The 25,891-nt window shown below is 70.3% G+C and carries 27 protein-coding genes; 19 read left to right on the top strand and 8 right to left on the bottom strand.

Annotation, left to right across the window (positions count from 1 at the left end; genetic code table 11):
* Positions 1 to 171: 171 nt before the first annotated feature.
* Together ACFQU4_RS31505 and ACFQU4_RS31500 are read left to right on the top strand one after the other, a co-directional pair.
* Positions 172 to 1,956 carry a glycoside hydrolase family 3 protein gene (locus ACFQU4_RS31505; protein ID WP_377499817.1) on the top strand — a complete coding sequence of 595 codons (1,785 nt, stop codon included), beginning with the start codon at positions 172 to 174 and terminating at the stop codon, positions 1,954 to 1,956.
* A 78-nt stretch (positions 1,957 to 2,034) separates the two neighbouring features.
* Positions 2,035 to 2,601, top strand: coding sequence for a hypothetical protein (locus tag ACFQU4_RS31500; RefSeq protein WP_377499815.1), 567 nt, complete (start codon positions 2,035 to 2,037; stop codon positions 2,599 to 2,601).
* Positions 2,602 to 2,609: 8 nt separating this feature from the next.
* Here the strand turns inward: ACFQU4_RS31500 and ACFQU4_RS31495 are convergent, their stop codons facing one another.
* On the bottom strand, positions 2,610 to 5,048 hold the full coding sequence (locus ACFQU4_RS31495) for an ATP-dependent DNA ligase (protein WP_377499813.1): 2,439 nt from the start codon (positions 5,046 to 5,048) through the stop codon (positions 2,610 to 2,612).
* Positions 5,049 to 5,095: 47 nt separating this feature from the next.
* Complete coding sequence (gene ybaK, locus ACFQU4_RS31490; RefSeq protein WP_377499811.1) at positions 5,096 to 5,572, bottom strand: Cys-tRNA(Pro) deacylase; 477 nt, start codon at positions 5,570 to 5,572, stop codon at positions 5,096 to 5,098.
* A gap of 138 nt (positions 5,573 to 5,710) precedes the next feature.
* On the opposite strand from ybaK, the gene ACFQU4_RS31485 reads away from it, so the two are divergent.
* From ACFQU4_RS31485 to ACFQU4_RS31475, 3 genes are all read left to right on the top strand, one after another.
* Positions 5,711 to 6,382, top strand: coding sequence for a hypothetical protein (locus ACFQU4_RS31485; RefSeq protein WP_377499809.1), 672 nt, complete (start codon positions 5,711 to 5,713; stop codon positions 6,380 to 6,382).
* A gap of 273 nt (positions 6,383 to 6,655) precedes the next feature.
* The gene (locus ACFQU4_RS31480) at positions 6,656 to 6,937 is read left to right on the top strand and encodes a hypothetical protein (protein ID WP_377499808.1); all 282 of its coding nucleotides are present in this window, start codon (positions 6,656 to 6,658) and stop codon (positions 6,935 to 6,937) included.
* Positions 6,938 to 7,018: 81 nt separating this feature from the next.
* On the top strand, positions 7,019 to 7,591 hold the full coding sequence (locus ACFQU4_RS31475) for an ArsR/SmtB family transcription factor (RefSeq protein WP_377499806.1): 573 nt from the start codon (positions 7,019 to 7,021) through the stop codon (positions 7,589 to 7,591).
* Here ACFQU4_RS31475 and ACFQU4_RS31470 read toward each other — a convergent pair whose 3' ends face one another.
* On the bottom strand, positions 7,592 to 7,903 hold the full coding sequence (locus tag ACFQU4_RS31470) for an AzlD domain-containing protein (protein ID WP_377499804.1): 312 nt from the start codon (positions 7,901 to 7,903) through the stop codon (positions 7,592 to 7,594). It lies immediately after the preceding gene.
* Complete coding sequence (locus ACFQU4_RS31465) at positions 7,900 to 8,616, bottom strand: AzlC family ABC transporter permease (RefSeq protein WP_377499802.1); 717 nt, start codon at positions 8,614 to 8,616, stop codon at positions 7,900 to 7,902. The genes ACFQU4_RS31470 and ACFQU4_RS31465 overlap by 4 nt, the downstream gene beginning before the upstream one ends.
* Before the next feature lie 113 nt (positions 8,617 to 8,729).
* Here ACFQU4_RS31465 and hisD point away from each other — a divergent pair, with 113 nt between their 5' ends.
* The 5 genes from hisD to hisH all read left to right on the top strand — a co-directional run bounded on the left by hisD (position 8,730) and on the right by hisH (position 13,412).
* A complete protein-coding gene (hisD, locus tag ACFQU4_RS31460) occupies positions 8,730 to 10,037 on the top strand; it encodes a histidinol dehydrogenase (RefSeq protein WP_377500012.1) in 1,308 nt (435 codons plus the stop codon).
* Entirely contained in the window at positions 10,034 to 11,158 is a 1,125-nt protein-coding gene (locus tag ACFQU4_RS31455) for a histidinol-phosphate transaminase (protein ID WP_377499800.1), read from the top strand. Before hisD ends, ACFQU4_RS31455 begins: the two co-directional genes overlap by 4 nt.
* Positions 11,159 to 11,219: 61 nt before the next feature.
* Entirely contained in the window at positions 11,220 to 12,071 is an 852-nt protein-coding gene (locus ACFQU4_RS31450) for a hypothetical protein (protein WP_377499798.1), read from the top strand.
* 57 nt (positions 12,072 to 12,128) lie between these two features.
* Positions 12,129 to 12,776 carry an imidazoleglycerol-phosphate dehydratase HisB gene (gene hisB, locus ACFQU4_RS31445; protein WP_377499796.1) on the top strand — a complete coding sequence of 216 codons (648 nt, stop codon included), beginning with the start codon at positions 12,129 to 12,131 and terminating at the stop codon, positions 12,774 to 12,776.
* A 3-nt stretch (positions 12,777 to 12,779) separates the two neighbouring features.
* Positions 12,780 to 13,412, top strand: a complete 633-nt coding sequence (hisH, locus tag ACFQU4_RS31440; protein WP_377499794.1) for an imidazole glycerol phosphate synthase subunit HisH — start codon at positions 12,780 to 12,782, stop codon at positions 13,410 to 13,412.
* A 684-nt stretch (positions 13,413 to 14,096) separates the two neighbouring features.
* On the opposite strand, the gene ACFQU4_RS31435 is transcribed toward hisH, so the two are convergent.
* Positions 14,097 to 14,297, bottom strand: coding sequence for a ferredoxin (locus tag ACFQU4_RS31435; protein ID WP_377499792.1), 201 nt, complete (start codon positions 14,295 to 14,297; stop codon positions 14,097 to 14,099).
* Positions 14,298 to 14,299: 2 nt separating this feature from the next.
* Positions 14,300 to 15,505, bottom strand: coding sequence for a cytochrome P450 (locus tag ACFQU4_RS31430; protein ID WP_377499790.1), 1,206 nt, complete (start codon positions 15,503 to 15,505; stop codon positions 14,300 to 14,302).
* A 121-nt stretch (positions 15,506 to 15,626) separates the two neighbouring features.
* Between ACFQU4_RS31430 and ACFQU4_RS31425 the strand changes: the two genes are divergently transcribed.
* The 5 genes from ACFQU4_RS31425 to ACFQU4_RS31405 all read left to right on the top strand — a co-directional run bounded on the left by ACFQU4_RS31425 (position 15,627) and on the right by ACFQU4_RS31405 (position 19,821).
* A complete protein-coding gene (locus ACFQU4_RS31425; protein ID WP_377499788.1) occupies positions 15,627 to 16,235 on the top strand; it encodes a TetR family transcriptional regulator in 609 nt (202 codons plus the stop codon).
* A 16-nt stretch (positions 16,236 to 16,251) separates the two neighbouring features.
* Positions 16,252 to 16,641: a nuclear transport factor 2 family protein gene (locus ACFQU4_RS31420; protein ID WP_377499786.1), complete on the top strand. Its 390-nt coding sequence runs from the start codon at positions 16,252 to 16,254 to the stop codon at positions 16,639 to 16,641.
* 38 nt (positions 16,642 to 16,679) lie between these two features.
* Positions 16,680 to 17,642 (top strand): HAD-IA family hydrolase, encoded by a 963-nt coding sequence (locus ACFQU4_RS31415; protein WP_377499784.1) that lies wholly within the window; start codon positions 16,680 to 16,682, stop codon positions 17,640 to 17,642.
* A 68-nt stretch (positions 17,643 to 17,710) separates the two neighbouring features.
* Positions 17,711 to 18,997 (top strand): DUF6716 putative glycosyltransferase, encoded by a 1,287-nt coding sequence (locus ACFQU4_RS31410; RefSeq protein ID WP_377499782.1) that lies wholly within the window; start codon positions 17,711 to 17,713, stop codon positions 18,995 to 18,997.
* A complete protein-coding gene (locus ACFQU4_RS31405; protein WP_377499780.1) occupies positions 18,994 to 19,821 on the top strand; it encodes a class I SAM-dependent methyltransferase in 828 nt (275 codons plus the stop codon). Before ACFQU4_RS31410 ends, ACFQU4_RS31405 begins: the two co-directional genes overlap by 4 nt.
* Positions 19,822 to 20,010: 189 nt before the next feature.
* Here the strand turns inward: ACFQU4_RS31405 and ACFQU4_RS31400 are convergent, their stop codons facing one another.
* Positions 20,011 to 21,426: a polysialyltransferase family glycosyltransferase gene (locus tag ACFQU4_RS31400; protein ID WP_377499778.1), complete on the bottom strand. Its 1,416-nt coding sequence runs from the start codon at positions 21,424 to 21,426 to the stop codon at positions 20,011 to 20,013.
* A complete protein-coding gene (locus tag ACFQU4_RS31395) occupies positions 21,423 to 22,403 on the bottom strand; it encodes a glycosyltransferase family 2 protein (RefSeq protein WP_377499776.1) in 981 nt (326 codons plus the stop codon). Before ACFQU4_RS31395 ends, ACFQU4_RS31400 begins: the two co-directional genes overlap by 4 nt.
* A 336-nt stretch (positions 22,404 to 22,739) precedes the next feature.
* Between ACFQU4_RS31395 and ACFQU4_RS31390 the strand changes: the two genes are divergently transcribed.
* The 4 genes from ACFQU4_RS31390 (at position 22,740) to ACFQU4_RS31375 (ending at position 25,884) form a co-directional block, all read left to right on the top strand.
* On the top strand, positions 22,740 to 23,678 hold the full coding sequence (locus ACFQU4_RS31390; RefSeq protein WP_377499774.1) for an N-acetylneuraminate synthase family protein: 939 nt from the start codon (positions 22,740 to 22,742) through the stop codon (positions 23,676 to 23,678).
* A gap of 35 nt (positions 23,679 to 23,713) precedes the next feature.
* The gene (locus tag ACFQU4_RS31385) at positions 23,714 to 24,724 is read left to right on the top strand and encodes a hypothetical protein (RefSeq protein ID WP_377499772.1); all 1,011 of its coding nucleotides are present in this window, start codon (positions 23,714 to 23,716) and stop codon (positions 24,722 to 24,724) included.
* Between the two features lie 114 nt (positions 24,725 to 24,838).
* On the top strand, positions 24,839 to 25,216 hold the full coding sequence (locus ACFQU4_RS31380; RefSeq protein ID WP_377499770.1) for a hypothetical protein: 378 nt from the start codon (positions 24,839 to 24,841) through the stop codon (positions 25,214 to 25,216).
* 26 nt (positions 25,217 to 25,242) lie between these two features.
* Positions 25,243 to 25,884 (top strand): VWA domain-containing protein, encoded by a 642-nt coding sequence (locus tag ACFQU4_RS31375; RefSeq protein WP_377499768.1) that lies wholly within the window; start codon positions 25,243 to 25,245, stop codon positions 25,882 to 25,884.
* Positions 25,885 to 25,891 lie beyond the last annotated feature (7 nt).

Raw genomic sequence — 25,891 nt, 5'->3', positions numbered from 1 at the left:
GTGGTTGGTAATTCTATCGGATGAATTATTTCGATCTTCAGTGACCGCTGTCAGTTAACGATGATCTCCGGCTCTGGGTGGCAATCGTCATGGTTACCACCTGGTCGGTATCGATGTTAGGATCCGAACGATCGCCGCGACATCGGGGACGTGGCTGACCAAGGGGTATCGATGAGCATGACAACCAGCGGCTACCCGTACACCGATCGCTCGTTGCCGATCTCGCAGCGGGTGGCCGACCTGACCGAGCGGCTGCCGCTCGCCGACAAGGCGGGCCTGATGTTCCACACGATGGTGACGGTCGGCCGGGACGGGGGAGTGGCCGACTCGGATCAGCGTTTCGGCCTGCCGTCGTTGCAGACGATGGTCACCAAGCGGCGGATGAACCACTTCAACCTGCTCGGTGCGGCAGCCACGGTCCGCGAACTGGCCCAGTGGCACAACGCCGCCCAGCAGCTCGCGGCCGGCACCGGCCTCGGGATCCCGATCACCTTCTCGACCGATCCCCGGCACGCGTTCACCGACAACCCGGGCACGGCGATGATGAGCGGCCTGTTCAGCCAGTGGCCGGAACCGCTCGGGCTCGCCGCGATCGGCGACCCGGCGACGGTCGAGCGGTTCGCCGACATCGCCCGCCAGGAGTACGTCGCGGTCGGTCTCCGGGTCGCGCTGCACCCGCAGATCGACCTGGCGACCGAACCTCGCTGGTCCCGGATCTCGGGAACCTTCGGTGAGGATGCCGACCTGACCGCCAGGCTCGTCGTGGCGTACCTGCGCGGGTTCCAGGGCGCCGAGCTCGGCACCACGTCGGTCGCCGCGATGGTCAAGCACTTCCCGGGCGGCGGCCCGCAGCTCGACGGCGAGGATCCGCACTTCGAGTACGGGCGTGAACAGGTGTATCCGGCGGGCCGCTTCGATCACCATCTGGCTCCGTTCCGTGCGGCGATCGAGGCCGGCGGGTCGCAGATCATGCCGTACTACGGGATGCCGGTCGGCACCGAGTACGAGGAGGTCGGCTTCGCGTTCAGCCAACAGATCATCAGCGGACTGCTCCGTGATCAACTCGGGTTCCAGGGCATCGTCTGCACCGACTGGGGACTGCTGACCGACGTCGAGGTCCTCGGCCAATGGATGCCGGCCCGGGCCTGGGGCGTGGAGGAGCTGTCCCGGGAGGAGCGCGCGATCAAGATCATCGAGGCGGGCGTCGACCAGTTCGGCGGCGAGGCATGCCCGCAGTTGATCATCGATCTGGTCAAGGCCGGACGGGTGCCGGAACGGCGGATCGACGAGTCGGTGCGCCGCCTGCTGACCGAGAAGTTCGTGCTGGGTCTGTTCGACGACGCCCGTTACGTCGACGCGGTCGCGGCGGGCGAGATCGTCGGCCGGTCCGACTTCCGCGCCGCCGGGGAACAGGCGCAGCGGGATGCGATGACCCTGGTGACCAACACGGAGCCGAGCGGGGAGCCGACGCTGCCGGCCCCGTTGGCGCTTCGCCTCTATCTCGAGGGCATCGATCCGTCGGCGGCCGCCGCCTTCGGCACCGTCGTGGACGATCCGGCCGAAGCCGATCTTGCTTTGGTCCGCCTGCGCACCCCGTACGAACCGCGGACCAGCGGCTTCGAGGCGATGTTCCATGCCGGGTCGCTGACGTTTCCCGACGCCGAGCGGGACCGGATCGTCGCGCTCTGCGACGCCATGCCGACGGTGATCGACATCTACCTGGAACGGCCGGCGGTGTTCCCGGAGATCATCGACGCCGCGGCCGCGGTCCTGGCCGACTTCGGGGCCTCCGACGAGGCCGTGCTCGACGTGATCTTCGGCGGATCCGAACCGAAGGGCCGGCTGCCCTTCGACCTGCCCCGATCGATGGCTGCCGTCGAGGCGAGTGCCGCGGACGCGCCCTTCGACACGAAGGACCCGATCTTCCGGTTCGGCCACGGCCTGGGCTACCGCTGAACTGCACGGGGCAGCCTGGCGCGGCGCTCCGGCGGGTGCTGGGCGGCCGGGCCGGGTCGGCGGCATAGACTCTCCCGCGTGCCAGCACGTCGGGCGATGGAAACGCGGCGGGATCGACGGCGCCGGGCCCTGCGCTGGATCCTCGGTTACGCCGCGCTTTGTGTTGCCCTGGGACTGTTGACCGGAGTGCTGTGGGCCCGGATCACGCCGCTGGCGACCTACCAGGTGGCGTCGGACGCTTCGGCCACGATGCCGGAGCGGCAGCTGGTGGAGATCGTCGCCGGCGATGCGTACTTCGTCATGATCGGCTTCGTGGTCGGCCTCGGGCTCGGGGTGATCGCCTGGCGCTGGCTGGGCCGCCTCGGCTGGTCCTCGGTCCTGATCACGGTGGTCGGGGTCTCGCTGACCGCCCTGATGTGCTTCGTGGTCGGTGGGATCCTCGGGCCGCACGACTTCGAGGGCCGGCTCGCCTCGGCCCGTCCCGGTGACCGGGTGCCGATCGACCTCACCCTGCGGACCCCGATGGCGTTCCTGGCCTGGGCGTTCGGGGGCGTCATCCCGCTGCTGCTGGCGTCCTCGCTGGTCCGGGACCCGGAGGAGCCGAGGCCGCTGCTGCCGCGCCGGGCGGCCCGGTCAGGCCGTTAGGTCGCAGGTCAGGAAGGGTCCTCGACCACGACGTCGTCGGGGGTCTTGTCCGGCCGCCAGCCCCGCCAGACCGGGTGCCAGAGCAGGCCGGGTTCGGTCCAGCCGGCGTACTCCACCTCGCCGACCAGCACCGGTTCCACCCAGTGCACGCTGCGCGGTTCCTCGGCCGGCACCGCGGGCAACGGGGTCTTGGCCAGTTCGAGCGGGGTGAGCAGTTCCATCGCAAGATCAAGATCGGCGTCGCCGAGGCCGCTGCCGGCGGCGCCGACGTACCGCAGCCCGTCGCCGTCCGGCACGGCGAGCACCAGGGCGCCGATGCTGCCGTCCCGGCGGCCCTGTCCTTCCCGCCAGCCGATGACGATCACTTCCTGGTGCCGGCGGTGTTTGATCTTGAGCCAGGTGCTGGCCCGGCGGCCCTTGAGATACATCGAGGTACGGCGCTTCGCGACGACGCCCTCCAGGCCCATCGCCTCGCTCACCTCGAGCGCCGTTTCAAGATCACCATCGAACGCCGGCGGCACCTGGATCCGCGGGTCCGCTCCGTCGAGCAGTTCGGTGAGCTGTTCCCGCCGTTCCGTGTACGGGGTGCGCAGCAGGGACCGGTCACCGACCATGATCAGATCGAAGGCGACCAGCTGGACCGGGATGCTGGACCGCAACCGGGCCACGTCGCCGGGCTTGCTCACGTTGATCCGGTGCTGCAGCCGGCTGAAGCTCGGCCGGCCATCGGCGTCCAGCGCGACGATCTCGCCGTCCAGGATGGTCTGGTCGGTGTCGAGCTTGGCGCAGGCCTCGGCGATCTCCGGGTACGTCGCGGTGACCTCGAGCCCGCGCCGGCTGTACAGCTTCACCTGGCCGCCGCCCAGGCAGGCGATCACCCGTACCCCGTCCCACTTCATCTCGAACGACCAGTCATCGGCGCTGCCGAAGTCGCCGACCGCGGCCAGCCCGGCCGTCATCGGGATCACCGGTTCGGGCACCGGGCTGCTAGACGGGTGAAGGGGGGCGACCCCCTTCAGATCCCCCGCCCCGCTCCGCGGACGGACACGCGCTGTCTCTGCCGGTTCGTCCTGCAGCTTGGCCGCCGACTCGGGCTTCATCAGGTGGATCAGCCACTGGTTGTCCGGCCGGTTGCCGCCGCCGGTGTGGATCAGCGCGTACGTCCGCGGACCGTCCAGCCCGCCGTCGTCCCGCCCGGTCAGCGTCGCGATCACCTCCTTGCCGTCGCGCCACTTGTGCTCGACGTAGCTGCCGGAGTCCCAGATCGTCACGTTGCCGCCGCCGTACTCGCCGGCCGGGATGGAGCCCTCGAAGCTGCCGTACTCCAACGGATGATCTTCGGTCTGGACGGCGAGGTGGTTGGTGTCCGGGTCGGTCGGCACCCCCTTGGGCAGGGCCCAGCTGACCAGGACGCCGTCGTGCTCCAGCCGGAAGTCCCAGTGCAGCCGCCGGGCGTGGTGCTCCTGGATCACGAAGGAGCGGCCGTCGGACTCGGCCGGGGGAGTGGCGGGCACCGGCTCCGGCGTCTTGGCGGCGTCTCGCATGCTGCGGTAGGTGCTGAGCCGGTCCGTCCGTTCTTCGGCCGGGACCAGCTCGGCCAGCGGGTCGGGTTGATCAAGCCGGGCCAGCACCTCGTGATAGTCGAGATGATCAAGGTCCGGATCGTCCAGCTCGGCCCAGGTACGGGGTGCCGCGACCATCGGCCGGGAACGCCCGCGCAGCGAGTACGGGCAGATGGTCGTCTTGGCCGCGTTGTTCTGGCTCCAGTCGACGAACACCTTGCCCGGCCGGAGCGACTTCTTCATCTGGCTGGTGACCAGGTCGGGGTTGGCCGACTCCAGGGCCCGGGCGAGCTCGCGGGCCAGCGTGCTGGCGCCGTCCGAGGTGACGTCGCCGGCCAGGGTTGCGTACAGGTGGAGGCCCTTGCTGCCGCTGGTCACCGGCACAGCGGTGAGGCCGATGCCGGTCAGCAGGTCCCGGAGCTGCCGGGCCACCTCGGCGCACTCGGCCAGCCCGACGCCGGGTCCGGGGTCGAGGTCGAGGACCAGCCGGTCGGGATGCCCGGGGTTCCCGTCGGCGTCGAACCGCCACTGCGGGACGTGCAGCTCCAGCGCCGCGTACTGCGCCATCTGGGTCAGCGAGGCGAGCGAGTCGATGATCGGATAGTTGTTCACGCCGTCGCTGTGGGTGATGCCCTGGCGGGTGATCCAGTCCGGCGTGCCGGAGTCGAGATTCTTGGTGAAGAAGACGATCTCGGGATCCCGCTCGGTGCCGACGCCGTTGGGCCAGCGCTTCCGGGTGGCCGGCCGGCCGGCCAGCTGGGGCAGGATCCGGTCGGCGATCTCGGTGTAATAGAGCAGCACCTCGCCCTTGGTCGTCCCGGTCTCGGGATACAGCACCTTGTCGAGGTTGGTCAGCCGGACCTGCTGCCCGTCGATCACCACCATCCCGCCATTCTTGCCGACGGGCCCGGCCCGGGTCGAAGATGAAGCGGTCAGTGAGCGATGGCCGCGAAGGCGCCCTTCGCGGCGGTCCGGAGGTCGCCCGGGGCGAGTTCCAGCTGCAGGCCGCGCTTGCCGGCCGACACGAAGATCGTCGGGTACGTCTCCGCGGAGGCGTCGATCACCACCGGCAGCGGCCGGCGGGACCCGAGCGGCGAGATGCCGCCGACCACCGACCCGGTCAGCCGGGCCGCGGCCTCGGGATCGGCCATCATGGCCTTCTTCGCGCCCCGGGCCGCGGCCAGCGCCTTCAGGTCCAGCTGCCGCGCGACCGGGACCACGGCCATCACCGAGGTGCCGGCCACGTCGGCGACCAGCGTCTTGAAGATCCGCTGCGGGTCGACGCCGAGCGCGGCCGCGGCCTCGTCGCCGTACCCGGTCGTGGCCGGGTCGTGGTCGTACGGGTGCAGCGTGAAGTTGATCTTGGCCCTGGTCAGCAGGGCGGTCGCCGGGGTGCCGCCGCTCGCCATCCGCGCCTCCTCGTTCCGACACCGGGTTCGCCGACCACACCTTTGTCCACCCGGTCGGCCGAAGCCAAATCCGGCGGCGTGTTCGCTGCCGTCGCCGGGTCTCGCATCGGCGGGCCCCGGTCCGGGTAGCCTCGGCGGGTGTCCGACTCCGACCCCGAACCAGGCCTCAGCATCGGCCCGGGCCGGACCGCCGAGCCGGACCTCGATCCGGAGGCCGACCCGGACCCGCCGCGCGGGCAGGTGGCACTGGTACTCGGCCTGGTCGCGGCGGTCCTGATCGCGGTCGGCGGCTTCGTCGTGGTCCGGGATCTGACCAGCTCTGACGGTGCCGAGGAGACGGTTCCGCCGGCGTCGGCCACGGCCTCGACCCGGCCCGGGCCGGTGGTGACGGAACCCGGCGGTCGCGAGCCGTTGCCCGAGGGCTGCCGGTCGCCGAGTGCCTCCCCGTCGCCGATGGCCAGCGAGGTTGCGGCGCGGGAACTGTGCCGGCGCTTCGGGGACCGGCTGCGCCAGGACACCCGCGCCATGTTCGACTGCACGATCGACGACCGCCTCGAGGACTGCCGCCCCGCCGCCCGCCGGGCCTGGTCCACCCTGTCCGCCCTGCGCCGCGACCCCGCCTCCGCGAAGGCGACGGCCATCATCGAATCCGCCGTCGCCCTGGCCGACGACAACGGCCGCCACTACCTGGGCACCACCTGCACCGGCCCCAACGACGAGCAGGACGAGAGCGCGATCGACTGCAACGCCGGCTACGCCACCTTCGGCCTCGGCCTGAGCACCCTCGAATTCCGCCTCCGCGCCTCCTAGTCCCTCCGCCGACTCGGCACGAACGCAGGCTTTCTGGCGGCGTGTCGCTGCAGTTGTGCCGAGTCGGCGGAGGGGGATGGGGGTGGAGGTCAAGTACGTGTAGCGCCGAAGACTTGGGAACCCGAGCCAGCGATTCGGTCGACTAGGGGTCGGGTTCACCGCCACCGCTAGGCCCACCTGGACTGTCGCGACGCACCACGCGATCTTGAGCCCCGACCGGGCCGTGGCCTCCATCGAGTGTGAGGTTACGACCGGCTGACATCGTGATCATGGGTGCGAACCCTCACACTCGACGAGGTCGCTCGGGCCGGACGCGCTTCAGAGGGCGGGTTCGAGGTGGTGGGCGCGGCGGAGGAGGAGGGCGGCTCGGCGGCGGAGGCGGGTGGCCCGGTGGTGGACTCGGGCCTGGCGGCGGGACTCGCTGCGCAGGCGGACGGCTGCGGCGAGGTGCCGGGCCTGGTCGGGATCCTGCCGGTCGGCGGAGCCGGGGCCGGGCAGGCCGAGGCGGGTGGTCAGCCAGATTTCGTGCCCGTACGTCATGACTCTCCGATCTGAAGCAACTCTTTCAGATATGAGCCTAGGAATCCCCGAGGAAGATGTCAAGCACTTCTTTCAGATCTTCGTTAGCCTGGGGCCATGCGTGACGAGGACGAGGTACAGGTCGAGCTCTCCGACGCCAGGGCGATCCGGGCGATCGCGCATGAGGCCCGACAGCGGGTGATCAACATCCTGTACGCCGAGCAGCGGCCGATGACCGCCACTCAGCTGGCCGGTCGCACGTCGCTCAGTCCGAGCGCGCTCAGCTACCACCTGCGGGCGCTGGAGCGCTGGGGCGTGGTGATCCGGGACGAAGCCGCGGACGGTGACGGGCGGAATCGGCCCTGGCGGGCGGCCGGTACGGTGCTCGCGATCCGGGCCGGTCACGGCGCCGGCGACGCGGGGGCTGCGGACGCGCTGTTCGAGGCGATGCTGGACGACCAACGGCAGCGGATCCGGCACCTGCGGACGCTGCCCGAGCAAGATCAGGAAGGGTTCACCTCGATGAGCGTCTCGACCTACTGGATGACCGACGACGAGGTGGCCGAGGTGCGGCGCGAGCTGGACCGGCTGCTCAGGTCCTACCGTGGCGACCGGCCGGTAGCGGGGGAGGGCCGGCGCCGGATCGCCGTCACCTACTCCGTGCTCCCGGTAGTGGAGTCGGGCTCATGATCAGAAGATCAGCCGGAGCACCGCGGTGACCGCGACCGCCACCACGAACACCACCAGCAGGCCCCGCTTCAAGATCAACATCAGCACGCCGGCGGCGAATCCGGCGAGCACCGTCCAGTCCACGCTGAACCGCCGGCCGCCGTCGAACAGCTCGGTGATCACCAGCGCGGACAGCATGGCGATCGGCAGGTAGTGCGCGATCCGCTGCACCTTCGGATGATTGAGCACCGACTCGGGCAGCGACAGGCCGGCCAGCTTGAGCAGGTACGAACCCACGGCGGCGATGATCACCGCGACCCAGAGCGCGGTCATGCCGGCGCTCCGGCGGCCGCGGGCCGGTCACGGTCGGGGGCGAGGCCGGCGACCACCGCCACCGCGGCCGCCGCGATCACCGGCACCCCGGTCGGCGCGAGCGGGATCAGCAGCAGGGCCAGTGCCGCCGCGCCGACGGCGGTCCAGCGGGCGCGCGGCCGGCGCAACGACGGCCAGAGCAGGGCCAGGAACACCGCGGGCGCCGCGGCGTCCAGGCCGAAGGTCGCCGGGTCGATCACGCTGCCCAGCAGGGCACCGACCAGACTGCCGCACTGCCACAGTACGAACAGGATCACGCCCGTCGACCAGAAGGCGTACCGCTGCGACGGCCGGTCCGGCTGCCCGGACGCCATCGCCGTGGTCTCGTCGATCACGAAGTGCGCGGTCCAGAGCCGGGCCGGCCAGCGCGGGGTGAGCATCTCGGCGACCGGTACGCCGTAGAACGCGTTCCGAACACCGAGCAGCAGGGCAGCCGGGATCGCGGCGAACGGGGCGCCGCCGGCCGCGACCACTCCGGCGAAGGCGAACTGTGACGCGCCCGAGAACAGCACCAGGCTGAGCACCATGGTCTGCCCGACGGAGAGCCCGGACCCGACCGACACCGCGCCGAACGAGGCCCCGAACGCTCCGGCGTAGAGCCCGATCGCGACGGCGGACCGGACGATCCGCCCACGTTGTCGAGGTTCGGACGGTTCGGCGGCGGGCTCGGTCACCCAGCGGATTGTGGCAGACGGGCCCGACGGCCACGATGGGATATTGGCGAGGCGTTCCCGGCCCCGCTCCGTAGAATCGGCCCGTGCCACAGACCTCACTGAACCTGCGCCGGATCGACCTCCGCGGCCGGTCCGCCCATGGCGAGGCGATCGACTACGGCTCGGTCGTGCCGCGGGCCGAGTTCGCCATCGAAGCCGCCGTCGAAGCGGTCCGGCCGATCGTCGAGGACGTCGCGGAGCGCGGCGTGCCCGCCCTGGAGAAGTTCTCCGAGGAATTCGATCATGTGGTGCCGCAGCATTTCCGGGTGCCGGCCGCGGACCTGGCCCGCGCCGCGTACGAGCTCGACAACGACCTGCGCGGCGCGTTCAACGAGTCGATCCGGCGGCGCCGCGAGGTGTGCGTGGTCGAGCGGGGCGAGCCGGAGTCGATGATCGAACTGGCCCCCGGAGCACGGGTCAGTCAGCGGCTGATCCCGGTCGACCGGGTCGGCCTGTACGTGCCCGGCGGCCGCGCGCCGCTGGCTTCCAGCGTGATCATGAACGTGGTCCCGGCCCAGGTGGCCGGGGTCGGGTCGATCGCGGTCGCCTCGCCGCCGCAGGCGGAGTTCGGCGGCCTGCCGCACCCGTCGATCCTCGCGGTCTGCCACCTGCTCGGCGTCACCGAGGTGTACGCCGTCGGCGGCTCGCAGGCGATCGCGATGTTCGGGTACGGGGTCGAAGGCCTGTGCGAGCCGGTGGACGTGATCACCGGGCCCGGCAACAGCTACGTGGTCGCCGCGAAGCGGCTGCTCAAGGGCCGGGTCAGCATCGACGCGGAGGCGGGCCCGACCGAGATCGCGGTGCTGGCCGACCACACCGCGAATCCGCGGTTCGTGGCGGCGGATCTGATCTCCCAGGCCGAGCACGATCCGCAAGCCGCCTCGGTGTTGATCACTCCGGACGAGGACCTGGCAGAGGCGGTCGGTGCGGAGTTGCAGCGCCAGTTGCCGGCCACCAAGCACACCGCCCGGATCCTGACCGCGCTGAACGGCCAGCAGTCGGCCGTCGTGCTCGTCGATGATCTTGATCAGGGCATCGCCGTGGCGAACGGCTACGCGGCCGAGCACCTCGAGGTGCAAACCGAGGACGCGACCTCGGTGGCCAGCCGGATCCGCAACGCCGGCGCGATCTTCCTCGGTCCGTGGGCGCCGGTCTCGCTGGGCGACTACTCGGCCGGCAGCACCCACGTGCTGCCGACCGGCGGTTGCGCCTGTCACTCGGCCGGGCTGACCGTACGCAGCTTCGTCAAGGCGGTGCACGTGATCGACTACACCGAGTCCGCGCTGGCCGAGATCGCCGGCCAGATCGAGAACTTCGCCAACGCGGAGGACCTGCCGTCGCACGGTGCTGCCGTGTCGGTCCGGTTCCAGGGCGACCGGTGAACGCCAAGGCCGAGGCCGCCGCCACCGCCAAGGCGAGCCTCGATGATCTTCCGCTGCGCCCGGAACTGGTCGGCGAGGAGCCGTACGGTGCGCCGCAGCTGGACGTGCCGTACCGGCTGAACGTGAACGAGAACCCGTACTCGCCGAGTGCGGCGGTGATCGCCGACATCGCGGCCGCAGCGGCAACCGCGGCGACGGACATGAACCGCTACCCGGACCGGGAGGCCCGGGCACTCCGTGATGATCTTGCCCGCTACCTCGGCCACGGCCTGACCGCCGACGAGGTCTGGGCCGCGAACGGCAGCAACGAGGTGATGCTGCACGTGCTCGGCGCGTTCGGCGGGCCCGGCCGCAGTGTGCTGTCGTTCGCTCCGACGTACTCGATGTATCCGGAGTACGCCCGCGACACCCACACCGCCTGGCTGACCGCGCCGCGGGCGGACGACTTCACGATCGACCCGGACCAGGCCGTCGCGGCGATCAAGGAACACCGGCCCGACGTCGTGTTCGTGACCAGCCCGAACAACCCGACCGGCACCGCCGTCGCGCTGTCCACGCTGGAGTTGATCATCGAGGCGGCGCCCGGGGTGGTCGTGGTCGACGAGGCCTACTACGAGTTCGCCCGGGCCGGCACGCCGAGTGCCCTGGAGCTGCTGCCGCGGTATCCGCGGCTGGCGGTGTCCCGCACCATGTCCAAGGCGTTCGCCTTCGCCGGCGGCCGGCTCGGCTATCTCGCGGCGAGTCCGGCGTTCGTCGACGCCTTGCGGATCGTCCGGCTGCCGTACCACCTGTCGGCGGTGACCCAGGCCGTGGCCCGCGCAGCACTGGCCCACTCCGAGGAACTGCTGGCCCGGGTGGCCGACCTGCGCGACGCCCGGGACGACCTGGCCGGCTGGCTCGCCGGCCGTGGCCTGGAGGTGGCCGAGTCGGACGCGAACTTCATCCTGTTCGGCCGGTTCCCCGACCGGCACGCGGTGTGGCAGGGGCTGTTGGACCGCGGCGTGCTGATCCGGGAGACCGGGCCGGACGGCTGGCTCCGAGTCAGCGCCGGGACGCCGGAGGAGATGGCGGCGTTCAAGGCCGCGCTGACCGCCGTCCTCGCGCCGGAGGGCACCGGGTAGGTTGGTAACCGGTTGCCGGCGCGGGGTCGGCAACGACTCGGGAGTCGGCCACGGGAGGGCTATGACCACGGATCCGCAAACTCAGAAGACCGATTTCGACTCGATCTACGACCAACCGGATCCACGCCAGTACTTCTCGACACTCGAGGCGTTCGACTATCTCGTACCCCAGCACGGGGCGGACCTGTTCGCCGAGGTCCTGCAGGCCCGTACCGCAGACAACGGCAGGCCGCCGAAGATCCTCGACGTCTGCTGCTCCTACGGGGTCGTCGCGACCCTGATGAAGACCCATCTCGACCTCAGCGACGTCTACGCGCACTATCGCGGTGCCGCCAGCCAGTCGCTGTCCCGGGACCGGCTGGTCGAGCTCGATCAGAAACTGCTGGCCGACCACGCACGCCCCGGCGGCCCCGAGGTCGTCGGCCTGGACGTGGCCCGGAACGCGCTCGACTACGCGGTCGAGACCGGTGCGCTCGACGCGGGCATCGTGGCGAACCTGGAGCTCGAGGAACCTTCGGACGAGCTCACCGCGCAGGTCGCCGACGTCGACCTGATCACGACCACGGGCGGGGTGGGCTACGTGACCGACCGGACCTTCGGCCGGCTGACCGAGGTGACGGCGGATTCGGCCTGGGTGGCGGCGTTCTGCCTGCGCACGTACGACTATCAACCGATCGAGGACGCCCTGGAAGCCCGCGGCCTGCAGACCGAACGGGTGACGCAGACCTTTCCGCAGCGCCGGTTCACCGGGCCGGAGGAGAAGCAGTGGGCGGTCTCGGAGGTCAGTTCTCGCGGACTCGACCCGGCGGGCAAGGAGTCGGACGGCTACCTGCACGCCGAGTTCTACCTGTCCCGTCCGGCCGCGGACGTGGAGGCGCGCCCGCTGGCAGAGTTGCTGCCCGGGCACCCGTGAATTGTGTCCCGGATTCCGGGGGAGGACACTGTCCGGGTGACGAAGGGAGACACAGCGGTGACCGACCGGACTGCAGGTGATCGGACGGCTCAGGTGGAGCGCGAGACGTCCGAGTCGTCGGTGAAGCTCAGCCTCAACCTGGACGGCACCGGCCGCTCCAACATCCTGACCGGGGTCGGCTTCTACGACCACATGCTGACCGCGTTCTCGAAGCACTCGTTGATCGATCTCGACGTGCACACGGTGGGCGACATCCACATCGACGCCCACCACACCGTCGAGGACACCGCGATCGTGCTCGGCCAGGCGATCCGGACCGCGCTCGGCGACAAGGCCGGGATCCGCCGGTTCGGCGACGCGCTGGTGCCGCTGGACGAGGCGCTGGCCCAGGCCGTCGTCGACGTGTCCGGGCGGCCGTACTGCGTGCACACGGGCGAGCCGGACGGTCAGGAGTACGTACGGATCGGCGGCGGGCCGGCCGGTTCGGCGGGCGGCACGGTGCCGTACACCGGATCGCTGACCCGGCACGTGCTGGAGACGCTGGCCTTCCACGCCCACCTCTGCCTGCACGTACGGGTGCTGGCGGGTCGGGATCCGCACCACATCATCGAGGCCCAGTTCAAGGCGCTGGCGCGGGCCCTGCGGACGGCGATCGAGCCGGATCCACGGGTCACCGGCGTGCCGAGCACGAAGGGCGCGCTGTAGATCATGAGCGGACCCCGCGTCGTGATCTTGGACTACGGCTCCGGCAACGTGCGCTCGGCCGTACGGGCCGTCGCCCGGGCCGGGGCCGAGGTCGAGCTGACCGCCGACCGCGAGGCGGCCCTGCGCGCGGACGGCCTGGTGGTGCCGGGCGTCGGCGCGTTCGCCGCCTGCATGGACGGGCTGACCTCGGTCGGCGGTGACGACATCATCGCCGAGCGGATCGCCGCGGGGCGGCCGGTGCTGGCGATCTGCGTCGGGCACCAGGTGCTGTTCACCGACGGGATCGAACACGGCGAGCAGGCCAAGGGCTGCGGCGTCTGGCCCGGCACGGTCGAGCGCCTGCAGGCCGTACGGCTGCCGCACATGGGCTGGAACGTCGTCCAGCCGCCGCCGGACAGCGCCGCGTTCGCCGGGGTGGAGCGGCAACGCTTCTACTTCGTCCACTCGTACGGCGTGCGGGCGGACTCGATCCGGCTGCACCCCGAACTGGCCGGCAAGATCACCTGGGCCGATCACGAGGGGGACCGGTTCGTCGCCGCGGTCGAGGACGGCCCGGTCTGGTCCACCCAGTTCCACCCGGAGAAGTCCGGCGATGCCGGCCGCCAGTTGATCACCAACTGGCTGGGCCGGCTCTGATCCCCGCGGTGTCGCTCACCGCTCCATGATCAACTCCGAATCGGCGCGGCCCGGCGTCACAAGGTAAGCGGACGATCAGGGACCGATTCCAGCACCTGGTGTCGCAGATGATCTTGCTGCACGAGCGGGTGGTCAAGGAGATGGGCCTGGGCTCGGGGGCCTGGAGGCCGACGGGTACGTGACCCGGTCCGAGCTCCCCTGCGACGGCCGCCGGGCCCAGATCAGCTTCGGCGCCGCACGGTCGGCCGCCGGTTCGACCTGTACGCCGAGGCGATGCGGGACTCTATCGCCGACTTCGACGACGCGGTCGTCGTGGCGCGCTACTGGGAGGCCCTGCTCGACCAGGCGCCGCGCTGCGACTAGCTCGCCCTGCCCGCTGTGCCAACACGAGCACCGAGCCGCGCCATGATCTCGGCCTAGGCCGGCCGACGTCGTCGAGTGGACGCCTTGACCGGCAAATCGGCTCAGATCGGGGTCAACGCGTCCACTCGGTGTGCTCCCGCTCCGCTAGTGGGTGGGGTTGCCGAGGTCGTTGGCGGTCGGGCTGCTCCGGACCTCTGCGATGGCGAGCGCGCCGCCTTCGGTCGTGCCCGACCCCGGTGCGCCGGCTGACTGGTCAATTCCGCAGCGACACGCCGCCAGAAGGCCTGCGGTTGTGCCCGGTCGGCGGGGTTCTGGGGGCGTCTACTCCTGGAGGGAGAGGGCGGCGGAGGGGCAGAAGGATACGGCTTCGCGGGCGGCCTCCTCCTGGTCCGGGTCGGGCACGTCCTTGATCACCAGGACGGTGCCGTCGTCCTCGCTCTGGTCGAACAGCTCCGGCGCGGTGAATGCGCAGTTGCCGGAGCCGACGCAGACGTCGCGGTCGGCGATGATCTTGATCGGCATGCTCACCACGCTACCGGGAGTCGGTGCACGCCGTAGATCACCATGTCGTGTCGCAGCGGGACTTCGCTCGGGTCGACGGCGAGTCGGAGGCCGGGGAAGCGGGCGAGCAGCTTGCCCAGGCCGACGACCAGCTCGGTGCGGGCCAGTTGCTGGCCGAGGCACTGGTGGATGCCGTGGCCGAAGGCGACGTGCCGGACCCGCTCCCTGGTCACGTCGAGCGCGTCCGGGTCGGCGAACTGGTTCGGGTCGCGGTTCGCCTCCGGCAGGTGCATCGCCACGGTCTCGCCGGCCGGGATCAGGTGACCGCCGAGTTCCACGTCCTCCAGCGCCACCCGTACCGCCACGAACTGGACGATCGTCAGGTAGCGGAGCAGTTCCTCGACGGCGCCGGGGATCAGCTCCGGGTCGCGCCGCAGCCGGTCCAGTTGATCTTGGTGCTGCAGCAGGGCGAAGGTGCTCAGCCCGATCATGTTGGCCGTGGTCTCGTGGCCGGCGATCAGCAGCAGCTTGCCGATGTTGGCGAGTTCCTCGTCGGTGAAGGCGGTGTCGGAGTCGATCAGGCCGCCGAGGATGTCGTCCGCCGGGTGTCGCCGCTTGTGCCGGACCAGGTCGCGCATGAAGTCGTCCAGCCGCTGCCAGAGTTCGCCGACCTCCTCGACCGGGGTCTCCAGGTTGAGCAGCTTCGCGGTCCACTCCTGGAACTGGGAGCGGTCCGCGTAGTCGACGCCGAGCAGTTCGCAGATCACCAGCGAGGGCACCGGCATGGCGAACTCGGCGACCAGGTCGGCCGGCCCGCCGGCGGCCTCCATCGCGTCCAGCCGTTCGTCGACGTACTCCTCGATCCGGCCGGACAGCGCCCGCATCCGCCGTACGGTGAACAGCCCGGTCAGCTGCTTGCGGTAGCGGGTGTGGTCCGGCGGGTCGTGCGAGATGAACATGCCGGGCGGCGTCTCCCGGCCGTCCTGCGCGCGGCGGGTCCGGATCGGGGAGTCGGCCTTCGCCCGGTCGGCGGAGAAGCGCGGATCGGCCAGCACCTGACGCGCCTCCTCGTAGCCGGTGACCAGCCAGCCGCGGCGATCGCCGGCCATCAGGATCGGCCGCACCGGGCCGAGCCAGGCCGGGTCGCGGAGCGCCGGCGGCGGATCGAAGGGGGTGTTGCGCTGGGTCGGGAGCGGGGTGAGGGTCTCGGTCGCGTACGGCTGCGTCATGGTGCACGTACTCCTTCGGTGGATTCCGCCAGTTCATCCACCCTAGAAGTGATCTTGCGCGATCTGCAAAGTTTCTTGATGTGAATCAGTGCACACAGGGTGGCCTTGCTACCGTGAGGCCATGTCCGTTCCCACTGGACTGCGGGAGCGCAAGAAGCGCGCGACCAGGGTCGCGCTGAGTCGTGCCGCACTGCGGCTGACCCTCGAGCTGGGTTGGGACAAGGTCACCGTGGAGGGGATCGCGGCCGAGGTGGACGTCTCGGCCCGGACCTTCTTCAACTACTTCTCCACCAAGGAGGAGGCGGTGATGGCGGACACCGAAGATCAACTGGACCGGTTCGTCGCCGCGCTGACCGAGCGTCCGGCCGGGGAGCCGATCCTGGACGCCATCCACCACGCCCTGATGGACACCATGGAGTTCGGCGACGACGACGCGCGGGAATGGGTCGCCCAATTCCGGCTGGCCCGCCGCGAGCCGAGCCTGCTGCCGTACTTCATGGCCCGGGTGCACGAGATGGAACGGCACCTCGTCTCGGCCATCGCCGCGCGCACCGGCACCGATCCGGAACACGACCTCTACCCGGCGCTGGTCGCCACCGCCGCCGGCGGCGCGATCAAGGCGGCGCTGCGGGTCTGGTCCGACCGGCGCAGCCCGCTGCCGCTGGCCGACCTGGTCGCCGACGCCCTGGACCAGCTCGGCCGGGGCCTGCCCGAGCCGCATCGTCGCTGACCGTCCAGGAGGGTTCATGGAGACCACCGACTCGGCGAGCACCCGGATCGCGGTGCTGGAGCAGGTGATGGCGGCGTTCACCGCGCACGACCTCGACGCGATCATGGAGCACTTCGTCGACGACTGCTCCTTCGACGCCCCGCGCGGACCCGAACCGTGGGGCCGGCGGGTGACCGGCAGAGCGGCGGTGCGGGAGGCCTTCGCGGCCCGCTTCGCCGGCCTTCCCGACGTCCGGTACGAGGACGGCCGGCACTGGGTCAGCGGCGATCTCGGGGTCTCGGAGTGGACCATCACCGGCACCGCTGCCGACGGCACCACGATCCGGGCGCGCGGCTGTGACCACTGGGAGTTCCGCGGCGACAAAATCTCCCGGAAGGACTCGTACTGGAAGATCGTCGAGGCCTGAACGGAAGGGCCGGACCGGCGTCGGATAGGTTGGCGCGCATGCCCGAATCCAGCTATTCCACGGTGGTGTTCGATCTTGGAGCGGTGGTGCTGGGCTGGGACCCGGTGCCCGCCTTCGCGACCGTACTGCCGGCGGAGGACGTGCCGGCGTTCCTGGACAAGATCGACTTCCGGACCTGGAATCACACCCAGGACGCCGGCCGGACCTTCGAGGCGGGCGAGGCCCTGCTGGTCGAGCAGCACGGCGCGGAGCACACCGACGCGATCCAGGCCTACCGGCTCAACTTCCCCAAGACGCTGACCGGGATGATCCCTGGCACCGGCGCCGTGATCGCCGAACTGCAGCGTGCCGGGGTCCGGCTGCTGGCGCTGACCAACTGGTCGCACGAGACCTTCCCGCACGCCCGGCGCCGGTTCGGCCTGCTCAACCGGTTCGAGGACATCCTGGTCTCCGGCGCCGAGCGGCTGGCCAAGCCGGACCCGGCGATCTTCCGCCTCCTGATCGAGCGGTACGGGCTCGACGCGAGCAGCACCGTCTTCATCGACGACGTCGCCGCGAACATCGCGGGCTCCGAGGAGGTCGGGCTGACCGGGATCCAGTTCACCGACTCCGCGGCCCTGCGGGCCCGGCTGGTCGAGCTCGGCCTGCTCGGCGACCGCGAACCGGTGCAGGGGCCGGTCTTCCACCTGACCGAGGCCGCCACCTGGCAGGCCGCCCAGGCCGCCGGGGAGTACCCGTGGTCCACCCGCGACGTGCCCTACGACACCGAGGGGTACGTCCACCTCAGCTTCGCCGACCAGGTCGACGGCGTCCGCAAACGTGCCTATCCCGAGCACGCCGACGCCGACCTGGTGCTGCTCCGGCTCGACCCGGAGCCAGGCGACCCGATCGTGGCCGAGGACCTGGACGCCGGCGAGCCGTACCCGCATCTCTACGCGCAGCTCCCACTGGACCGGGTCCGGGCCGAACCGCTCAGCCCGAACGTTCCCTCTGGGCACTGAAGCTCCTCGTTTCGGACACGTTGCCGTCAGTTCACTCGGTGTTCAGCGTCGGTCCCTAGTCTCCGCGGGTGCCGAGAAACGCGTTGTTCATCGCTGCCTTCGACTCGCAGCTGAAATGGTGCGGGCGGATTCGCGACGAGTTCGCCGGCCGCGGCTACGCGTGCCGGGTCGTGGTGCCGGACGTACGGTCAGCGCTGTCGGCCCAGCAGATCACCGACGCCGGCTTCGACCGGGTGGACTCGATGAGCTGGTCGGAGCTGCTCGACCTCGCCGTGACCAGTGATGTCGTGGTCTGCGGGCTGTCCGGACCGATCACCAAGGGCTTCAGCGTGGAGCTGGCCGACCGCCGCCGCGCCGCCGGGGTCGCCGGACCGGTGTTGATCACCGGTTGGGTCGGCGTGATCATCGAGAAGATCACCGCCGGCTACCTGGACCGCTGCGGCTCGGACATCGTCGCGGTCAACTCGGTGGCCGACTTCGATCACTTCACGGCCGTCGGCGGCCGGCTCGGACTGCCGCCGGACAACCTGGTGCTGACCGGCCTGCCGTTCCTCAGCCCGCGACCGCTGCCGCAACGGACCGGCCCGATCCGGCGGGTGTTGTTCGCCGACCAACCGACCGTGCCCGGCCGCGAGGTCGAGCGGCGGTACGTGTATCAGAAGCTGGTCGACTACGCGTACGAGCACCCGGACCGCGAAGTGATCTTGAAGCCGCGGCACCGGCCCGGCGAGGACACCTTCCACAAGATGCTCTACCACCCGGAAGCGGTGCTGGCCGGGATCGAGCAGCCGCACAACTTCAAGATCGACTACACGCCGATCGGTGAGGTGCTGGAATCGATCGACCTGATGATCACGATGTCGTCGACGGCCTGCCTGGAGGCGCTGGACCGCGGCTGCCGGGTGGCCCTGGTGCTCGACCTCGGCGTGCACGAGCGGTACGGCAACCAGGTGTTCCTGGACAGCGGGCTGCTGCGCACGTTCGACGCGATCGGCGCCGACCAGTTGGGCACGCCGGAACCGTCCTTCCTGGACAGCTACTTCTTCGACCGGGACCGTACCTCGACGGCGATCATCGCCGACCGGGCCGACGCACTGCTCGCTGCCGGCACCCGGCCCGCCCACGTCGCGTGGGAGACCGACTACCTGCGCAGCGCGGCAGAGTTCCATCGGGAGACCTCGGCCGGCCCCGGCGGCGGCCGGCCGAACGGCCAGCACAGCCTGGTCGCGCTGCGTCGGCGGATGGTCCGCCACGGCCCGGTCAAGGGCATGCTCGCCCAGGCCTCGGTCTCCCTGCTGCCGCCGATCCTCAACCGCTCACTCCGGAATCTGATCAGGAACGGAAGGACCCTATGAGCAAGCCCATCCGCGGATACTCCGACATCCCAGGCTGGTTCTGGTGGATCGACCGCCAGCTCTTCGCGACCATCCTCGAATCGCAGGTCGACTCGGCGCCCGGCGTGCTCGTCGAACTGGGCACCTACATGGGCAAGAGTGCGGTGATCATCGGCAATCACGTCCGGCCCGGCGAGCGGTTCGTCGTGCTGGACCTGTTCGGCCGCACCGACCTGCTGACCGACACGGCCGCCGACCAGGCCAACCGGTCCGAGGCCCAGCGTTCGTACGCGACGCTGGACCGGGTGAAGTTCGAGCAGAACTACCTCGCGCTCCATGATCAACTGCCGGAGATCATCGAGGCGCCGAGCACCGCGATCGTGGAGTCGGTGCAGCCGGACACCGTGCGGTTCCTGCACGTCGACGCCTCGCACCTGTACCCGTACGTCCGCGAGGACGCCCGGAACGCGAAGTCGATGCTGCGGTCCGACGGCGTCGTGGTCTTCGACGACTGGCGCGGGGAGCACACGCCGGGCGTCACCGCGGCGGTCTTCGAGTCGGTGTTCGCCGACGGCCTGGTCCCGTTCGCGCTGACGCCGACCAAGTTCTACGGCGTCTACGGTGACCCGGAACCGTACCTCGCGGTGGTCCGGGACTTGATCAAGAACGACGACCGGGTCTGGGGCGAGGAGCAGGAGATCCTCGGCCGGCCGGTGCCGCGGCTGAATCTGATCAAGAAGAAGGAGCCGGCCAAGGGCTCCATGTCCGACGCCGACATCGACCGGATCAGCGAGCGCCTGATCACCAAGCTGGGCCCGGCCCTGAACGGCCTCCGCACCGGCTGAACCACCACCCCAAGCAGAACCGCGCCGAGTGTGACGGTTCCGACCGCGATCATCGATGTCGCGGTCGGAAGCGTCACACTCGGCGCTCTTGGTTCGGGGTCGGGGAGTCCGCCGTTCCGGGCCGACCGGTCACTCGGCTGCGTGGCGCTGCTTCGGTGACCGGTCGGCGGGAATCGGTGGGCGGTCCGGCTAGGAGGAGGTGACCGGGCGGGGCGCGGGGCGGAAGATCCGGAGGACCTTCCGCTTGCCCCGTCCGATCGTCCGGCTGAGCTTCGGGCCCAGGATTCGGCGGACGGTACGGCGCAGCGGCGACTGCTTCTTGCTCGGCCGCTTCTTGGGCGGCGCGGGCGGGAGTCGGCCGGGCAGGTCGAGGATGGTGAGGCGGCGTCGCTTGACGTACCCCCGCACCTCGTCCCAGTGCTCGGCCAGCACCCGTTCGGCCGTCGGCCGGAGGTCCGGGTTGCGGACCGACTGCATGCAGTAGCCCACCGTACGGACCAGGTCGTCGGTCGACACCGCGCCGGCGGCGGCCGGGGCGAGCGCCGGTCCGGCGGCGAGCTGATGCAGGTCGGGCAGTGTCGCGTGGACCAGGGTGATCGGGATCCGGTTGCTGTTCTCGTACGGCCGGACCCGTTCCATGGCCAGCTCGGTGCCGATCCGGGCGGTCGGCAGGCCGTAGCAGCTGGCCGCCGTCAGCAGTGCGGTGGAGAAGCAGCCGGCGACCAGGCCGATGCTCGGCTGGTCGAACCAGGCCTCGACGAGGTCGGGCTCGGCGTGCACGGTGAGCTCGGCGCCCAGCCGTTCGGCCTCGGCGACCAGGGTCGTGGTGAGTAGATCCGGGGCGCTCGGGTGCGGCTTGAAGACGAGAGTGCTGAAGCCCGCCGCGACCGCGCCGGCGACGAGCTCGCGGAGCAGCTCCTGTTCCTCTTCCACGCTGAGGATGCCGATCGCCGACAGGTACTGGCCGAGCAGCACGGCCACCGAGCCGGGCTCCGCCGTGGTGATCACCTTCGGCACCTCGATGCCCAGGCTGCTCACCACGGTACGGAAGGACGCGGTGTTGATCACGGCCGGCGTGGCGTCCCACTCGCGCAGCAGCAGCGGCGTCACGCCGGGCACCAGGTCGAGATGGTGCACCCGGTCCACCCGGGACCCGATCTGGGTGTACAGGCCGACCCGGGTCGGGCTGTACGACATCAGGCCGTCGGCGTAGACGTCGATCACGGCGTCCGGGAACAACCGGGCGATCGTCAGCGCCGGTGCCGCCTGGATGCTCTCCACGATCAGGTGAAGATCATGATCAACGACACCCCACTCGTGCGCGAACAGCCGCTGCAGCAGCGGCAGCTCGGTGTCCGGCGGCCGCCACTCGGACGGGTGCAGCGGCGAGATCAGCTCGTTGTAGTCGTAGGTCCGGTCGAACAGCCCGGTCAGCTGCTCCATCCCGGCCGAGCCGAGCAGGCCGGGACTGGCCTCCGGCGCGGTGCTGTTGTTGGTCGTGACCAGGATCCGCTGGTCGGCGGTGGGCCAGGCCCCGTCGGCCAGCGCGGCCGCGAGCGTGGACAGCCCGAACGGGGTGGAGGCGACGAACAGCTGGGTGGTCATGCGGCCATCACCTCGCTGATCACCTTCTGGCGACGGGGATCCAGCCCGGCGACCACTTCGGTCAGCTGGCGCCGGGGGAGCCGGTCCAGAGCCGCCGCGCAGAGCGCGTACAACTCCTCGCCGAGCGGCTCCTCGTACGTCTTCAAGCGGCCGAGGTGGTGGCAGATCATGCTGCAGTAGCTGCGGATCGCCTTCGGCAGCAGCAGTTCCGCGTCCCGGTCGGCCGTGACGTCGCCGATGATCTGGTCGAACGCCGTGATGAAGTCGAACTGGCGCCGATCGGAGATCTTGGTCAGCGAGGTGGAGACGTCGCGCCGGTAGAAGACGCCGAGCAGTCCGACCACGGCGAACGAATCGCCCTTGAGGTGCAGCCGCCAGTTCCAGGGCCGGTCCTCGCAGGTCTTGAGCTTCTCGTTGAAGCGCAGCAGACCACTGTCGGCGAGCCGGCGGTGGAAGACCCCGGCCCACGCGTTCGGCGCGTCCACCGAGGTGGTCCGGTCCACCGGCAGGATCGCCTGCCGCGGATTGGCAACGGCGTTGCGGTGCTGGTGGTTGATCCGGTGCACGGTCCGCTTCCGCCCCACCACGCGTACGTGATCGGTGCGCAGGAAGTCGCAGCCGAGGCGTTCGATCGTCGCCAGCAGCTCCGGGTAGTAGCCGGGCCGGACGAAGTCGTCGCCGTCCAGAAAGGTCAGGTACGTGGCGTCGCCGGCATGATCAATGCCGACGTTGCGGGCTGCCGCCAGCCCGACGTTGTCCGGACACTTGATCAACTCCGCGCCGGCGACGCGATCAAGTTGTCGCTCGATGATCGACGCGGTCGCGTCGGTCGAGGCGTCATCGATCAACAGGAATCTGATCCCTGGGCCGGAATTTCGACGTAGGCTCTGCAGCATCGGCCCGACATAGGCCTCGATGTTGTGACACGGAATGATCACGCAGAGTCGCGTCGGCTGGCCGCCGTCGGCGCGATGCATCGTCCTCCTCGTTGGTCGCAGACTGGTCGGCTGCTGCGGCCGGGGCCACGGCATCGGTCCGTCATCATTGGGGAGTCAGGTGAACACTGGACGGCCCACGGGTGAACGGCGGCTACTGTCATCTGACCGTAACCCGAAGGTTCCGAGCGGACCGCGGAATCGGCCAGGCGGCAAGGGAGCGTCGCGCCCACCGGGTCGTCGTGGGGCGGAGTTCCCAGTCGGTTCACCGACCGTTCACGGTGGTCCCACCGAGTGACACCAGATGTCGTGGTTTGTTCGTTGGACGTTCAATTCGGCGGTGCGATCTCGCCACGTACGGTTCCTAGCTTCGCTGTCATGACAGCCAACGTTTCGTTCACCTCGCCGACCCGTTCGATCGGTGATCACGAGGTCGGCATCGATCACCCGGTCTACGTCACCGGGGAGATCGGCATCAACCACAACGGTGATCTCGACAACGCCAAGGCCTTGATCGACATCGCGGCCGACGCCGGCTGCGACGCGGTCAAGTTCCAGAAGCGGACGCCCGAGGTCTGCACCCCGCGGGATCAGTGGGACATCGAGCGGGACACCCCCTGGGGCCGGATGAAGTACATCGACTACCGGCACCGGGTCGAGTTCGGCGTCGAGGAGTACCAGGAGATCGACGCGCACGCCAAGGCCCGCGGGATCCACTGGTTCGCCTCGCCGTGGGACGTCGAGTCGGTCGACTTCCTTGATCAGTTCGACGTGCCGGCGCACAAGGTCGCCTCGGCCTCGCTGACCGACGACGAGTTGCTGGTTCGGCTGCGGGCCAGCGGCAAGACGATCATCCTCTCCACCGGCATGTCCACCCCGAAGCAGATCCGGCACGCCGTCGAGGTGCTGGGCAGCGAGAACATCGTGCTGCTGCACGCCACCAGCACCTACCCGGCGAAGGCCGAAGAGCTCAACCTGCGGATGATCCACACGCTGCAGTCCGAGTTCCCGAACGTCCCGATCGGCTACTCCGGCCACGAGACCGGCCTGCAGACCACGCTGGCCGCCGTCGCACTGGGCGCCGTCTTCGTGGAGCGGCACATCACCCTGGACCGCGCGATGTGGGGCTCCGACCAGGCCGCCTCCGTCGAGCCGCAGGGCCTGCAGCGGCTGGTCCGCGACATCCGGATCATCTCCGAGTCGCTCGGCGACGGGGTGAAGAAGGTGTACGAGGGCGAACTCGCCGCGATGAAGAAGCTGCGCCGGGTCCCCGGCGTGCTGGCCGAGCAGGAGTCGCCGCAGCTGGTCGGTGCCTGACCGACCGGTCGTCACTGCGGGGTGAGGAAGGCGGGATGAAGACGCTCGCTCTGGTGGAGAGCCCGGCCCAGTTGCTGAACGTTCTGGAATGGGCCCACCGGCACGACGTACAGCGGGACGACCTGACCACGGTCGTGCTGGCGCCGCGCCCGGAACAGTCGCGGCTGCAACTGCGGCGGATGACGGAGATCGCCCGCAACCTGCGGCACGTCGTCCGCTGGCACGAGCCACGGCTCGGCGCGGCGTCCACCGCACGCACCGTGCGGGCGATGGCCGGTGAGCTGATCGGGATCGACCGGCTGGTGGTCGGCGACCCGTTCTCGGGGGTGATCCAGGTGGTGCTCGGGGTGACCCGGGTGCCCGAGGTGGTGATCGTCGACGACGGTACGGCCACGATGGAGTTCGCCCGGCTCTGGTCCAACGGTGAGGAACTGGTCCGCTGGCACACGACCAAGACCGCACCGCACCGGCGCCAGATCGCTTCGCTGGCCCGGCGCCGGATGACCGCCGCGACCGGCAGCAAGATCAGCGTGTTCAGCTGCCTGCCGCTCGAGGTCGAACTGCCGGTGATCAAGAACGACTTCGGCTGGACCCGGAGCCAGTACGGGCAGCCGACAGTCAAGATCACCGGCGACCTGGTCGGCACCTCTCTCGTCGAGACCGGGGTGGTGGACGAGGAGGCCTACCTGGCCGGCGTGGCGAGCCTGGCGGCCCGCTACAAGGTGGACCGCTATTTCGCGCACCGCAAGGAAGAGCAGGCGAAGCTGGACCGGATCACCGCGCTCGGCATCGAGGTGGTCCGGCCGGAGTTGCCGATCGAGCTGACCGCGCGGATGGGGCCGATCGGCCGGCACGTGATCAGCTTCCCGTCGACGGTGGTGCACACGCTGCCGGTGGTGCTGGCCGACACCGCGGCCGACCTGGTCGTCTGCGACATCAACCAGGACTGGTACACGACGAAGACCAGTGCAGCCTCGAGCACGTTCCTCAGTCACGTGGCGACCAGCGCGCGACTGACGCACGGGTTGACCGCCGCGGCCTGCTGAGGCCGGATCCACGCAACGCCCCCGAGCCGGACGGTTCGGGGGCGTTCGGCGTACCCGCAGAATTGGCTGATTCGAAGTTCTTGCGTGTCCGCAGATTGTGCGTATGCTCGGGGCATGTCCGAAGACACCACGGTCGACGACGTACGACGAGCACTCGACGCGGCGGACGGCTCGCCCCCGGAGGAGGCGCTGCCGCACCTGCGCGAGGCCGCCGACCGGCTCACCGAGCTGATCGACGACACGCTCGCCGCCGCCGTGCTGAGCGGTCGGTCGAGCCTGCGCGCCGCCGGGGCGCGGGCCGGCCTGTCCGAGAACGCGGTCGGCCCCCGGCTGGCCCGGACCCGGCAGCTGGGGGCGTACGCCGACGAACGCGGGCGGGTGACCGCCGCCGGGGTGGAACGGGCGAGGTACGACGAGGAGTCGGGCACACCACGCACGACCCCCGAGCGGGGCGCGCCGATGCGGTTCAAGCCGCGCCGGCCGGCCGGCTGACCAACGAGGAGAGGGGATTTCCGGAGATGACCGACCACACGCTCACCCAGATCTACGTGCTGCTGGACCGCAGCGGCTCGATGCAGTCGATCAAGTCCGACGTCGAGGGCGGGTTCGCCGCGTTCATCGAGGAACAGCGGAAAGGGCAGGGGACCTGCCGGGTCAGCCTGGCCCAGTTCGACGACCGCTACGACGAGGTCTACAGCGACCGGCCGGTGGCCGAGGTGCCGCCGCTGGAGCTACAACCGCGCGGCTCGACCGCCCTGCTGGACGCGATGGGCCGGCTGATCACCGACGCCGGCGCCCGGCTGGCCGCGCTGCCCGAGGACCAACGGCCCGGCACCGTGGTCGTCGCGATCATGACCGACGGCCGGGAGAACGCCAGCCGCGAGTGGACCCACCCGGCGATCAAGGCGCTGGTGGAGCAGCAGACCACCAGCTACCACTGGCAGTTCCTCTACATGGGTGCCGACCAGGACGCCATCGAGGTCGGTGCCTCGATCGGGATCCAGCGGGACTACTCCGTGACGTACGGGCGCAACCGGAGCGCGGCGGCGATGGCGACCAACAGCGCCAAGATCGCCGCCATGCGCTCGGCCCGGCTGACCGACCCCGGCGCCGCGATGCCGGCCTTCACCGACGAGGAACGGGCCGACCTGGCCGACTGACCCGTCC

Source organism: Microlunatus sp. GCM10028923 (assembly GCF_042666975.1).
In the GTDB taxonomy this organism is placed as follows: Bacteria; Actinomycetota; Actinomycetes; order Propionibacteriales; family Propionibacteriaceae; genus Microlunatus.
The sequence above is the reverse complement of the archived record's forward strand: the minus strand, read 5'-3'. Positions and strand labels throughout refer to the sequence as shown.